Source organism: Nonomuraea sp. NPDC052129 (genome assembly GCF_040680095.1).
Classification (GTDB): domain Bacteria; phylum Actinomycetota; class Actinomycetes; order Streptosporangiales; family Streptosporangiaceae; genus Nonomuraea.
Map to the genome: position 1 here is coordinate 196,037 of NZ_JBFAVX010000014.1, position 13,256 is coordinate 209,292.

At 70.0% G+C, this 13,256-nt stretch carries 11 protein-coding genes; 3 read left to right on the forward strand and 8 right to left on the reverse strand.

All coding sequences use genetic code 11. The annotated features are described in order from the left end of the window. Positions 1–16 precede the first annotated feature (16 nt). Positions 17–331, forward strand: coding sequence for a hypothetical protein (locus AB0L53_RS29275; RefSeq protein ID WP_357952474.1), 315 nt, complete (start codon positions 17–19; stop codon positions 329–331). Between the two features lie 7 nt (positions 332–338). Here AB0L53_RS29275 and AB0L53_RS29280 read toward each other — a convergent pair whose 3' ends face one another. After that, on the reverse strand, positions 339–692 hold the full coding sequence (locus AB0L53_RS29280; RefSeq protein ID WP_364000296.1) for a VOC family protein: 354 nt from the start codon (positions 690–692) through the stop codon (positions 339–341). An 89-nt stretch (positions 693–781) separates the two neighbouring features. Here AB0L53_RS29280 and AB0L53_RS29285 point away from each other — a divergent pair, with 89 nt between their 5' ends. Further along, positions 782–1,201 (forward strand): helix-turn-helix domain-containing protein, encoded by a 420-nt coding sequence (locus AB0L53_RS29285; RefSeq protein ID WP_358543971.1) that lies wholly within the window; start codon positions 782–784, stop codon positions 1,199–1,201. 51 nt (positions 1,202–1,252) lie between these two features. Continuing rightward, a complete protein-coding gene (locus AB0L53_RS29290) occupies positions 1,253–2,461 on the forward strand; it encodes an MAB_1171c family putative transporter (RefSeq protein WP_364000299.1) in 1,209 nt (402 codons plus the stop codon). Here the strand turns inward: AB0L53_RS29290 and AB0L53_RS29295 are convergent. The 7 genes from AB0L53_RS29295 to AB0L53_RS29325 are packed head-to-tail and all read right to left on the reverse strand — an operon-like array spanning position 2,412 to position 13,217. After that, positions 2,412–2,765, reverse strand: a complete 354-nt coding sequence (locus AB0L53_RS29295; protein ID WP_364000302.1) for a hypothetical protein — start codon at positions 2,763–2,765, stop codon at positions 2,412–2,414. The two genes, AB0L53_RS29290 and AB0L53_RS29295, sit on opposite strands and share 50 nt — an antisense overlap. Before the next feature lie 11 nt (positions 2,766–2,776). After that, a complete protein-coding gene (locus tag AB0L53_RS29300) occupies positions 2,777–4,798 on the reverse strand; it encodes a TOMM precursor leader peptide-binding protein (RefSeq protein WP_364000305.1) in 2,022 nt (673 codons plus the stop codon). Continuing rightward, positions 4,791–7,016 carry a YcaO-like family protein gene (locus AB0L53_RS29305; protein WP_364000308.1) on the reverse strand — a complete coding sequence of 742 codons (2,226 nt, stop codon included), beginning with the start codon at positions 7,014–7,016 and terminating at the stop codon, positions 4,791–4,793. The genes AB0L53_RS29300 and AB0L53_RS29305 overlap by 8 nt, the downstream gene beginning before the upstream one ends. A gap of 6 nt (positions 7,017–7,022) precedes the next feature. Next, positions 7,023–8,519, reverse strand: coding sequence for a SagB family peptide dehydrogenase (locus AB0L53_RS29310; RefSeq protein ID WP_364000311.1), 1,497 nt, complete (start codon positions 8,517–8,519; stop codon positions 7,023–7,025). Further along, positions 8,516–9,544 (reverse strand): thiopeptide maturation pyridine synthase, encoded by a 1,029-nt coding sequence (locus AB0L53_RS29315; protein WP_364000314.1) that lies wholly within the window; start codon positions 9,542–9,544, stop codon positions 8,516–8,518. The genes AB0L53_RS29310 and AB0L53_RS29315 overlap by 4 nt, the downstream gene beginning before the upstream one ends. Positions 9,545–9,547: 3 nt before the next feature. After that, on the reverse strand, positions 9,548–10,555 hold the full coding sequence (locus AB0L53_RS29320) for a lantibiotic dehydratase C-terminal domain-containing protein (RefSeq protein WP_364000317.1): 1,008 nt from the start codon (positions 10,553–10,555) through the stop codon (positions 9,548–9,550). Then, positions 10,548–13,217, reverse strand: a complete 2,670-nt coding sequence (locus tag AB0L53_RS29325) for a lantibiotic dehydratase (RefSeq protein WP_364000320.1) — start codon at positions 13,215–13,217, stop codon at positions 10,548–10,550. Before AB0L53_RS29325 ends, AB0L53_RS29320 begins: the two co-directional genes overlap by 8 nt. Positions 13,218–13,256: the final 39 nt, after the last annotated feature.

The following is a 13,256-nucleotide window of genomic DNA, read 5'->3' on the forward strand; positions in this document are numbered from 1 at the left end:
CACCGAGGTGGCCCCAGTGTCGAACACTCATGACGAGGCGCTCCGATGGGAGAGCTGGCTGCACGCTTATGAGCAGGCACGGGACGAGCTGCCCGGACCGATCACCAGGCGTTGCCCGAACTGCGGACGGGCGTGCCTCCGCCTGGTGTATCGGCTCCGGATCCCCCACCTGCTCATCGGTGACGCCCACTTCTGGTGTGACCACTGCCTGCAGGGGCCGTACCTCGGCCGCGTGGAGATCCCCGAAGCCGCCGCGGCGGCTTCGGGGGAGCAGGAGTATCAGCGGGTGAGACCCACGATCCCGAACTACGAGCTCATCCCCCCTGCGTGAAGACGCGTCAGCTCGGCTGCCACAGCTCGATCCGATTGCCCTCAGGATCGGTGACCCAGCCGAACCGGCCGACACCCTCCATGTCCTGAGTCTCCTTGGCCACGTCCGCGCCCTTGTCGCGCAGTTGCGCGAGCATCGCGTCCAGGTCGCGGACCCGGAAATTGAGCATCGTCTGCTGGGCGCGAGAGCCGAAGTATTCGGTCTCGGACTCGAAAGTCGCGAACACCGTCTCCCCGCTCTGCTGACGCCACAGGCCGTTCTCGTCGGCGTCCAGGCCCAGACAATCGCGATACCACGCGCCCAGGGCCACCGGGTCGGCGGCCCGCAGGAAATATCCGCCGATTCCAAGCACACGTTCCATGCCGTTATCTTGCCAGGACTCGCCCGTCAACCTCTGTGTAGGATGACGGCAAAGTCGCTAAACTCTGGCTGTTAAGGATCGGCACTCCGATGAGCGTTGATGAGACTCCCCGGACGCTGGCCGACAAGCTGAACCGGTTGTTCCAGACGGTCCGCCGCCAAGGTGACGCCGAATACAGCAACGTCGCGGTCGCGGAGGCCATCAGCAAGGGCCAGGACGTACAGATCTCGCACACCTACATCTGGCAGTTGCGCACGGGCCGGCGGGTCAATCCCACGATCATGCACCTGACGGCGCTGGCCACGTTCTTCGGGGTACCGGTCGCCTACTTCCTGGACGACGCGGAGACCGCCAAGATCGACAAGGATCTGGAGCTGCTGGCCGGCATGCGGAAGGCGGGTGTCACGCACATCGCCTTGCGCAGCGCCGAGCTGACCCAGGGCAGCCGGGCCGCCATCACCGAAATGGTCAATCAGCTCTGGAAGCTGGAGAATCCCTCCGATGAATGATCTCTTGGCGGCCGATCTTCGATGTCCGCCGCCGGTCATGGCGCGCCTATCTTGATCGGCCTGGCCGTCGCCGGCTGGATCGCGGTGGGCATCAAGCTGTTCCACCTCCGCGCCAGACCCGGCTGCCAGTCGACGCGTTGGCTGTGTGCCGCGCTGCTGGCGCTCTCGGTGTCGATCTGCTTGCAGGACCAGACCGTCCACGAGGTGATCGACGGCCACACGGCGCTCAACACCGCGGGCACCCTTTCCAACTGCCTGACCTTGATCGCCGCGACATCCGGGCAGTGCGCGTTTCTCCACATGGTCTATCCGGCGGAGCAGGCCATGCGGAGCGCCCGGCTACGCCTGCGGCTGCTGACCGGCGTCCTGGCACTGATCGGCGTTCTGCACGCGACGACCCCGTCGAACTACGCGGAGGCCCTGGCCAGCCAGCAGCTGGCCGAGCAGGTCCCGGTGATCTCGGCCGCCGCCTACGTCTACGTCGCCTATCTGGCGTTGACCGTCATCGAGATCGCGCGCGCCACGCACTACCGCGCGAGCGCCGCGAGAGGCTTCTCCCTCCGCAACGGCCTGCGGCTGCTGTTGCTCGGTCTCGCCTGCACCATCGCCTACGCCGGGCTGCGGTTCGCCGCCATGTCCGCCCACCTTCTCGGATGGCACGTGCCGTGGCTGTACGGCAACCTGATCGGCGATGTGTTCCGCCTCGCGATCCTGTTCGTCGTGGCCGGCATCCTGCTGCCCGTCACGGGCCCGCGACTGGGCCTGGACCATCTCGCGCGGTGGTGGTCGCTCGATCGCTCCTATCGCAAGCTCTTCCCGCTCTGGAAATTGCTGTACGACCAATTCCCGGCCATCGCCCTCGATCCTCCGGGGACCCGGCACGTCGATTTCCGGGAACCGGAGCAGGCCCTGTACCGGCGGATCGTGGAAATCTGGGACGGCCGCCTGCTGCTCCTCCCCTACTTCGACCCACGCGTCGCCGAAACGCGAGGGGCGCGGGCCACCGGCCTGTCCGATGACGCGCGCGGAATCGCCGTCGAGGCCGCGCTGATCACCTCCGCCCTGCGCCGCAGCAGGCTCGGCGAGCGGCCGGACACACGCGGACCGGCGATCCCCGACAACAGCCCGGCCCACCCTGACGCCGAACTCGACTGGCTGATCCGGTTGGCGGCGGCCGTCAGGGCCGAGAGCTCACGGTATGCGAAGCCGCTCAGCCCACGGCCGAGTGGTCTCCTTCCAGCGCGGCGCCGAGCCCTGTGAGGCTCTCGTAGACACTGACGCCTTCCGCGATGGCTTCAAGCTGGAAGACGCTCACCGACGTGGGCGGGTAACCGATGAGCTCGATGACGCGGCTCACCCGGGCAGGCCCGTCCATGGCCTCGGCGGAGTCCCAGAGGTAGACCGCCCCCCAGGTCTGGCGGGCGGGATTGGAGAACCACGCCTTCAGCCGCATCCCCTCCAGCGTGGCGTAGGCGTCGACGGCGTAGTCCCGCAGGTAGTCGCGCAGGCTCTCCACGGTCTCCGTGGACCTGCTGAGATCCCAGGCGACGATCGATACGAACATGGCCGGCCCTTCTACGGGAAAGCGTGCGGGTACGGGTTGACGTCCTGCGGCTCCAAGGGCCGATCCCGGTAGCCGAGCCGGTACGGCACCTCGTACAACCTCGGCAGACCGTCGACCCGCCGGTAGTCGTGGCCGAAGGTGACCGGCAGGGTGCCGGGGATGACGACCTTCACGCAGGCCAGGTCGGACACCTCGTGCTCGGGAGTCGTCTGATCCACCACGATGACGTCGGCACCGGTGACGAGGTAGCGGTCGACCAGCTCGATCAGGTCGTCCCGGAGATCGGCGTTGCGGAGTCGCGCCGGCGACGGAAGGTCGTCGATGTGCCGCCATCGTGGCGTCTCGGTGAGGAAGCGCAGCCGGTCGTACGTCCGGTGGTCGCCGTACAACAGGCGATGATCCTCCATCTCCTTCACCAGCGACGAGTCGTCCACCATCCGGCCGGCCTCGTCCATGTGGTCGGGATAGCGCTTGATGAGGTCGGCGAGGAGCGGGCCGAGCTCGTTGAGCGCGTTCTCGATCGCGCGTTCCGGTACCGGGTGAGCGCCCGCCGAGCAGGCGGCCTTCGGGCGTTTCTCGTCATCGCCGGGATCGACGGCCATCGCCCAGACGCAGGGGATGCCCTGTTCGAGGGTGGTGTCGAAGAGCATCACCTGGTAGCCGCTCTCGGCCTCGATGGCTTCAGTGATCAGCGGGATCATCGAGTCGCGGGCGGAGGTCACGTCGATCCGCGGGACCGGCATGCGCGCGTACCACGTCATCATGAAGGCGTCGCGCTCGGCCACTTCGAGGATCCCGTGGAAGACGGCCTCCTCCAGGCTGCCGCCCAGGGCGCAGCCGTTGGAGACCTCCTGGACGAACGGCGGGCGGGCGGCGTCGTGGTGGCGGGCCCGGTAGTAGGCGTAGGTCTCGGGGACCAGCACGGGAGCGCTGCGGGCGAAGGAATACCCCCAGACCCAGCGGCACACCTGCGCCTCGTCGAACGGGCGGTACGGGAAGCCGGAAATCCGATGCCGCTCCGCCGGATAGAGGCCGAGCGTCCGGGGGTCGATCGCGTCGTGGCGGACCTCGGCGTAACTGGCCGACACCGTGGTGCGCTTTCCCCCGGGCTCCATGCCGCCGTGCCGTTCCAGCGTCTCCAGCATGGCGGTGACCTGACTGCCCTGGTAGTTACGGGTACGTCCGAAGCCGTACTCGGTCGAGCCCTGGCGCAGGCCCATGGGCGCCGCGGCGACGACGATGCCGCCCTCAGTGCTCTTGAGTACGGATCGGATGAGACCGCTCTCGCCGTCGACGTACCTGGCCTTGAGCGTGTCCACCTCGCCGGTCATCGACCGGAGCCGGTAGACGTCCGGGGCCGGTTTGGGGCGGGACCGGAGGGAGATGTTCGCCCGCGACCGGTCATCGGGCGGCAGCGTCCCGCAGGTGCCGCAGAGCGGGTCGGGCAGGAACGGGTGCGGCTCGACGGCCAGCGTCTCCAGATCCAGGTAGACGAAGGCGGATCTCGTGCGCGCGGTCTCCCGGTTTCTCGTGCGCGCGGTGACCACGGCTTCCCGGTTGACGGGCCGGGTGACCTCCTCGGTGGCCACGGCTCCCCGGTTGATGAGCCTGGCGATCTCCTCGGTGACCAAGGTGGCGGCGAGGTCGGCCGCGAGTCCGGTGAGCCAGGCCGACGGCAGCGCGGACAGGGTGGCCCCCTGCTCTCGCCACACCGTCTCGTGCCCGTCTGGCTGGAGATGGGCCAGTCTCCGCCGGAACTCGCCGCAGTCCACGCAGCCGGGCAGCCCGTCCTCCTCCAGAGGGCCGAGGACGACTCGCCCCAATTCTGCCCGTACCGGCAACCAGGGCACGCCCGCCTCTGCGGCGGCGGCTCTGACCTCGGCGTAGCCGGACAGGTCCCAGCGGTCACGGGCCACGACGACCGCGACCGCACCGGACGTCAGGAACGGCGAGACAAAGGATCCGCCGCTGGACAGCGCCTCGACGATGCTCTCCCTGAGCAGCCCTTCACCGAGGACGGCGATCTCATGCATGGGTCAGCACCACGTGGACGGTGTACGGCATGATCGAATGAACCTCACGATCGTGGTCGAGGGGCACCGCCACCGGCGAGAGACCGCGTCTGGCCAGCGCGGACACCAGACTCGCCGAGTCGGTACGGGAGGCGTCGGGCAGGCGTCGGATCGCCGAGCCGCGCAGCTCGGGCGGTATACCCGGCGGCGCGGGTGGCGCGTAGGTGGGCTGGGCGTTCTGCCGCGCCTGGTAATGGAGAAGGGCCTGTTCGAGCGCGCCGGTCACGGCTTCGGCCGCCGACGACCCACCGGCGTATCCGACAGGCGTGTCACCCAGGTAACTCATGGCGGCCGGAATCTCCGTCGGCCCGGTGAGGTCGTAGCAGGTGACCGCCTCGCCCGTGGCCTGGATCATGGACCTGTACCGTTCACCGCGCGGCGGGAGCGACCCGCGGTCCAGGTCGAACCGGGGCAACGGCGTCGTCCGGTGCTCCAGATCGGCGAGTGCCAGCCGTCCCGCCTGCTCGGCCAGCGCGACATCGACGGCCTCCTGCCAGCTGTATCCGGCGGCGATGCCCGCAGTGGTTCCTACGGCAATGCCCGCAGTGACTCCGCCAGCGACTCCCCCGGCTATGCCCCCAGTAACTCCCGCAGTGGCTCCTGCGGCAATGCCCCCAGTGACTCCCGCAGTCTGGGTCGGCGCCCGGCCGCCAGCCCGGCTCGTGCCGGACAGCACGGGGAAGGCGACGTCGGCGGCGACGACTAGCGTCCCGCCGTCGGCGAGCCGGTGGCCGAGGACGAACCCGCTGATCCTGCCGGCCCGTAGGTCCGCGAGCAGGGCATCGGGGTCGGACTCCGGCGCGGCCAGCGGAGTGCGGCCGTCCGCCGAGAGCAGCCGGCGCGGATCCACCATCAGCGAGGCGTAGACGGCGAACGCCTTCAGGGCGGCCTGGTGGCGCGCGGACTCGAAGTCGAGACCCGTGCCGACGACCCTTGAGACGGCGCCACCGAGCAGCCCGGCCGGGTCTGGCACCTCCACCTCGCTGACGTGCAGGGGAATCTGCGCGTAATCGCGCTCGGTCGGCTCCCCGAACACACCCAGGAGATCGTCCGCGCACACCACCGCCCGCCGGGAGAACGCCTCCCGACCGAGAACCGCACCGTCGCGGGCCGGGTCAGCGGATCCGGGGAGCGCGGGTTCGGAGAGCGCAGGTTCGGAGAGCGCAGGTTCGGCCGACTGGGCGTAGGGGTGCGGGACGAAGGCATGTGACGTCCGGCGCAGCGTGGAAAGGTCGATCCTGGTCAGCCGGGCACGGCGGTCGTCCAGCAAGCCGTTGGCGGTCCGAAAGGCCATTTGGACCAAGGCGGCGGCGATGGCGGCGGCCCGCGTCCCGGCGACGGCCCCGGCAGCAGCGAGCGTCTCGGCGACGGCGATGGGCGGGCGTGGCGCGGGCCGGGCCGCCACCCGGCGGCGGCCCGCCGTCCAGCTCGCCACCCGGCGCAGGCCGGCCGTCCAGCTCGCCGCCGATCGCGTGCCGAGGTCCTCGGGGCCGAGCCAGACCTCGCCGTCCAGCATGACCGCCTGCGCCAGGGGGATCCCGCGCTCCGCGCAGAGCCGGTCGAGCAGCGGTTCGTGAGCCGCGTCGCCGGAGACGTGCAGAAGGAGGTCCGCGCTGTCGAGCAGGGGCAGCAACCCCTCCTCGCTGAAGTCGGCGAGGAAGTGCCGCTCGACCTTCTGGTCAGGGGTACGCCGCCCGCGCTCGACCCATTCGACGCCCAAGTGCTCCAGGCTGGCCATCTTCACCAGGCGCGACCCCGTCCGTATGGCGGCACGCGCCACCCACGGCACCATGTCCCCCGCCCCCAGAACGAGCACCACTTTGTCCCTATATGCCCGAAATATGCTGATAGGCGAGTCTCGGAAATGCCCGATGAAAGCCACCTCATGGCGATATTCCGGATATTCCAGAGCGGCGTCGGGGCCAACAGTGCCGACGTCTCTCACGATGTCCCGCTCCAGCAGCGCGGTGAGCAGGCTCTCCACGGCGGCCCGGCGCTCGGGCGGCAGCTCCTCCGTCAGCTCGGCCAGCGTGTGCCGCCCGTCGAGGTAGGGCTTCAGCAGATCGAGCAGCGGACCGACGGATCGGCCTTTCAGATGACTGGACCCTCGGTACGTGAGCAGGTACATCCCCGCCGAATCCGGGGCATGGAACGCATCCGGGCGTAGCAGTAGGCCCACGTTCGTTTACTCCTGTTCCTCGTCGGCGGCCTGTTCCTCGTCGGCGGTCGGGCTCGGCCGGCTCCCGAGCATGAACTCACCCACGCTGGCCTCGACCGCCGGGTCGGCTCCCGTGGCCTCGTTGAAGGCCGGCGCGTCACCTCCGCCAAGCCCGGAGGCGGCCAGCCCCATCGCGGTCGCGACCAGGTACATGGTCTGGAAGAGCACCCCGACATGCTTGAGAATCAGGGCGTACGGCATCTCCTCGTACGTCCACATCACCCGCCCGAACCTGGCCGACACCACGATCAGGACCTGCGGCCACGTGGTGGTGGCCGCCGCCCGGCTCGCGGTCGCGAGCAGCCGCCCGACCGCCGGGCCGGGGTCGCGGACGAGGCGCAACCGGTGCTCGTGCGCGTCGTAGTGGTACATGCCCGGCGCCAGGCCCGCGACATTCCGGACGACCGGGTACAACTCCAGCTCGTCCACCCCACCACCGGCGGGACGGGGCGTGTCGACGTACTCCACGCCGTCCCACACGTTGACCCGGCGTACCCGGGCACATCGGTAGAGCAGTTCCGCGAGCTGATCGACCGTGATCGGGTGCTCGTCGTCGTGCTCGCGGATCGAGCGCCGCTCCTCGATGGCGTCGGTCAGCCCGAGGTCGCGCACGCGGATCTCGTCCAGGTCCGGTACCCGCAGGTCGATCGCGGGTCCCGGATAGGGTTCCCGGCGCGCGGGGATCGGAGGGAACTGTCCTTGTCCCCATTTGGTACGGCCGAATCCGGCGTCGAAGTAGCCGCCGTTCCCGTTGCGGCTGCGGGAGTGGAACCACAGGTCGTGCGGTCGCCACTGGCGCAGGCGCCACTCGGACTCCGCGTCGCTCCCGGCGGGGATCGCGATGCCGGTCCAGCGCAGATCCCGCAGCAGCCTGGCGATCAGCTCTTCGGGCAGCGGGCCCTTCAATGCGGCGGTCGAGAGCGGCCGCGCCATCTCCGTGAGCATGGCCGCGACTTCCGGATCATGGATCAGCACCTGCGCCCACGAGGTCGGCGCCTCGGCGAGGATGTCCTCCCCTTCACGCCGGAACACCGCGAAACCGGACAGCTTCACCTCGTGGTCGATGTCCTTCTCCACAACGTCCTTCTCCACAACGTCCTGCTCCACAACGTCCTTCTCCACAACGTCCTGCTCCACGTCGGGGTCGGGCGCTCGGACGGGCTGCACGGTGTACAACGGCCTGCCGAGATGGCTCAGCGTGGTGGTCACCCATCCCCCGCTCCGCAGGGTCCCGAGGAATTCCGGGTCGGACGCGCCGAGCGCCATCAGCTCCGACGGCGGGCACGGCCCCTCAGCCAGGCGACGCAGTACTGCACGACCGCCCGCGCCCACCGACCCGAACGAGGCCACCCTCCGCCACAGATCATGACGGAACAGGTGCAGCTCGCCGTTCGCGCCCGTCGCGCTGTAGACCCCCGGCCGCAGCCGCAGATGTTCCTCGTACGCCGGAGCCTCGCCGCTCATGATCCACTTCCTTCCAGGTACGCCTCCACGGTGTTGGCGAGCAGATGACACAGGAGAAAGCGCTCGACCGGCACGAGGCCGAGCCGGGTCATGTGCAGATAAGTGAGGTTGAGCATCAGCCTGTACAAAAGGAACTCGGGCGCGTCCCGGATCTCCGCCCACACCGGATCGGCGTAACCCGCCCGATGAAAGGGACTCGACTCGGCCAGCTTCGACTCCTGCTCGACGCTGACGGTCGGCACGACGAACGCGCCCTGTTCGAGGAGCCGCGCCCCCCGCCGTTGATACGGAACGAGTGCGGCCTCCCAGTCCGCCAGCAGCGCGGCGTCAACGTCGTCGCCGCCGAGCACCGCCCGCAGCTGGGCGAGGAGGATCAGGCGGTGTTCGCCGTAGTAGCCGTCCCACATCGGCCTCATCCCGCGCGCTTCAGGAAAGGTCGACAGAAAAGCCTCGGTGTGGGACCTGAAGGTGAAGTATCCCTGGGAGATGTCGGTGCCCGACAGGCGGTGCGCCGTCGCCACCATCAGCTTGAACGCCAGCTGCCGCCGTCGCGCGCCGCCCCCGGCCTCGGTCATCGCGAAGGCGAGGTCGGTGGTGTCGGCGTAGAAATCCGCCACGAGGTCGGCCATGTGCGGCCCGCCCAGCACCTCTGTCCGGTCGTCGTACTCGGCGACGCGGAGGGTGTTGTCGGGAAACCACGGCGTCAGGGGGCCGGTTTCCCGTTCCAGCTCGGCCAGCCGCTGATGCGCGGAGAGCTCCTGCTGGGGGTCGAGCGGCAGCGATGAAGGGTGCTCGGCCAGGCAGCCGCCGATGATCTTTTCCGCGGCCGGCCGCACCACGTGCGTGAAGGTGTCGTGGTCGGTGCGGAAGTTGAGCCGGAGATGCGGTCCCTGCCGCCAGTGCCGGGTGTAGGAGAGCCCTGCCACCTGCCCGGCCAGCTCACGGAAGAGCGGGCGTACTCCGTGCAGGATCAACGGATCCTTGTCGTGGTCGTAGTAGCGGACGTGAATGCTGTTCCAGCGCACGGACTATCTCCCCTCCCCCGCGAGCACGGCCACCGCGTCCGCGCACAGCAGCCGGACGGCCCCCTCTTCCTGCACGGTCACGCCCAGCCGGTTGCAGACCAGGTGGGCGCAGATGTCGAGAACGGTGAGGACCTGCCGCGTCTTGACCGCGCCCTCCCCCTCCCAGCCTCGGGGTGGTGGCTCGAACCGGCCCGCGGCGGCCTCGGCGGCCAGCGCGTCACGGAGCGTGGACACCGATCGGGCCCACTCCGCCAGGGAGCCCGGCCCGGAGACGTGCTCCAGGTGCGTGGCGAGCCCTCTCATCCGGCGAGCGAGGCCGATGACGCGATCACGCTGACGCCCCGTCGGTTGCGCGTTCGGTTGGGTGAAGCCGACCTCGGTCGCGTCACCGGGCCGGTCGGCCGCGGACACATCGCCGCGCCGGTCCTGGTCGACGCTGACCCACGGCGCCAGCCGGGCCACATCCCGTTCACCGCAGAACCAGGTGAGCAGGATCATCGCGGCTCCCGCGGTGGTGCGGTCCGCCGGCCGCAGGCCGTCGCGCAGCAGGCCGAGGGCGATGCGACTGGACTCCGCGAAGTGCCGCTCCACCGCCTCCATCGAGGCCCCGGTGCCGTAGCGGTCGTGCTCACGCCGGTACGGGATGAACGCCACGGAATTGTTCGGAAAGAGCCGCTCGGTATGGCCGGGAAGTCCCTCCCACTGCGCCAGGGCCTCGCCTATGCCGGCATAGTCCCGTTGGCTCATGGAGCGACCCGCCGGGTTTTCGGCGAGATACTTCTCGAACCGCTCCGTGATGACCCGTTCCACCTCGGCCCGGTGCGCGGGGTCGGCAGGCAGCGCGCGGAAGCGCAGATGCGGCCCCCCGTCCCAGTACCTCAGGAAGAACGTGGCCTCCGCGAGCCCGCTCCCGGCCAGCTCGGCGATCAGCGGACCGGCCGCGTTCGTCAGCAGCGGGTCCAGGTTCTCGTGATAGAAGACGTGGGCGCTGACCCAGTCCGATTCATGCATGCCGGCCGTCCTGGTCAGAGATCTCGATGAGAAATTCGGTGACGCTGGGGTCATCGGGGTCCGGCCCCAGCGCGTCCTCGAAGCCGGGCAGCACCTCGTCGAAGATCACCATCGGCCCCGAACTCACCAGCATCTTCTCGAAGGCCGTGACCAGGAACCAGTTGGCGAAGTCGACGTAGACGGGCTTGCGGGACTTGTCGAAAATCCACTGCGTCCAGTCCCCCGTCTCCTCGCCCGCGCCCCCGTCCGGGCGGGCGAAGCGGACGAAGGATCGCACCGGGATGTCGTGCTCGTGCAGCCACGACGCCAGGCGCAGCAGATAGGCGGCGTCGGTCTCGCCCTTGGCCCGTTCCGGAAGCGTCTCCTTCGGCACGATCCAGCGGGCGCGCTGGACCACCACGCCGCCGATCTCCACCCGGGGATAGGCCACCAGCGACGAGGGAAGGTCCAGATCGGCCGGATCCGCCAGCAGCGGGATGCTGGGATGCACGTAGTGCGTCTCTCCCGAGACCTGGATCAGCAGGCGAGCCGCAGGTGGGAGCAGCAGGTCGGACATCATGCCCAGATGCAGTGCGGACAGATCGGCGCCCAACCGCTCCGAGACCACCTTGAGCAGGCCGCCGCGCGGATCGAGGACCACCCCGAGGTCTCCCAGCGGGATGCGCTCCTCCGCCGGACGAGTGCTGACCGCGAACGGATAGTCGATCTCGTACGCGACGTGCGGCACCCGTCTGTTCAACGCCGAGGCGGCCACTCCGCCCAGTTCGGCGAGCACCCGGCCGCTCGGCCGGTGCTCCGTGGCCTGGCTCTCGCCCGTGGCCTCCGCCATCAGGGCCAGCACCCGGCTCCGTCCACGGCCGTAACCGGTGTGCGCCGCGTTGAGCACCAGGCCGATCCCGCCGTGGCCGGGCACGACCTGCACGTAGCAGGCGAGGGAGCGCGGCGGGACCACCCATGACGGCCAGTCGTCCGTCAGCTTCCTGATCAGCTCCGCGGGGACGCTCACGACACCGTCCCGCTCCGGCTGGGCGAGCACCGCCTGACGTGCCTCCCGCTGGATCGCGGCCAGCTCCCGAAGCCGCGGCAGCCGGCTCTCGGACAGAGCGCCGCCCGCCCCCATGGACGGGCCCATCAACCGGGCGACCTCGCGCGCCGCGTCGCTCAGCTCGGCGGACTCGCCGTCCTGGGCGAGCACCTCCTGGAGCGCTCGGTGCAGGACGAGGAGGGGCACGTGGGCATCCGCGCCGAAGCGCTCGGAGAAGTAGGCGCCGAGGGCGATCCGGAACGGCAGCGTCAGGTCGAAGGCGCCCAGCCAGCGCCGTACCACGTCCAGATCCTCCAGAGCCGGACGCCATGCCGCCGACCCGGCCTCCGCCACCGGACTCGTGAAGACGGCGTTCTCGCGGAAGGTGTGCCGGCCCTGCCCGTCGAGCGCGGCCGGCTCGAAGCCGAGCGGTTCCGCCAGGTCCGTAAGCGCGGTTTCCAGTTCGTGCTGCCGCTTCCAGTGGCCCTCGACGTCGTCCACGACCACGGGCAGCCGCGCCTGCCGGCGTACGCGCCGCAACGCCTGGACGACGTCCGCGAACTCGGCTCCCCCATGGTCGGCGACCCATTCGGCCAGGTCGCCCAGCGGATCGGCCGACTGGTCGGCGACAGGGTGCTGCTCCTCCAGGAGTCCGGCCCGCACCAACGCCTGGAGGAACGCCTCGACCGGGGACTCGTCGGCGGCGCCGCCCGCCAGGCGGGAGCGGAGCTCGGCCCGCGTGGATCCCGGGCGGCGCGCCGCCAGGTTCAGGCATGCCTCGACCGCGGCGGTGGCCGGCAGGGTCACGATGGGTTCCTCGGCGGAGCGCCCGATGAAGCTGACGGTCCCGTCCCGGAAGGTCGCGCTCGGGTTGACCCGCAGGGCCAGGTGCCGGGCCAGGCGGGGATCGCGGGTGAGCGTCTCGCCGATCCGCTGGAGGAGGAAGGTGTGGATCTCGAGCACTCCATGGACCTCGACGGGAGTGAACCGTACGGGTGACTCACCGTCCGCCCACGTCCCCGTGCCACTGGCCATGAAGGTGCCGTACGGGCTCGTCTTGGCGGCCGCTCTCGCCAGGTACTTCGCCAGGCGGGCCATGGACTGCCTGCGCGGTCGCCGCCGCGGGTCCGCCAGCCACTTGGCCAGCTCGCCGAACAGAGCCGGGCTGGCCTGGGACAGTGCCCGGCGGAAGCCCGGATGACCGGCCACGTCACGCAGGACGAGCTCCTTCTCCCGCAGCTCGGCAGCGAACACGTCGTCGAGCGCGCGTCGCCCCTCATCGAGGCGGTGCCTGGTGACGATCCAGGATTCGATCGCGTCACCGATCTCGGCGGGGACGAGCGTGGCGACACGCGCGTTCCATTCGGTGTCGCGGGGCAGGCGTCGCTGGTGCAGCGCCCGGCGCAAGCCGACCAGCGCCGGCTTGGCCGTGCCGGGACCCAGCGCTCCGATCAGGGGATACAGTGCCTGCGCCAGCGCCTCGCCGTCGCGCCGTAACGTGGCCGCCTGCCGGGCCAGCTCTTCCGCCCGGCCGTACGCGCTGTCCAGGCGCAGTCGCGACAACGCCGCCACCGGCACACCCGCGACCCGCACCACGACAGACGACTCCACGTGGGCGCCGCTCGTTAAGATCACCATTTCCTCCGGAAGCGCCAGAGCCGGGCCGCCCGCGCCACG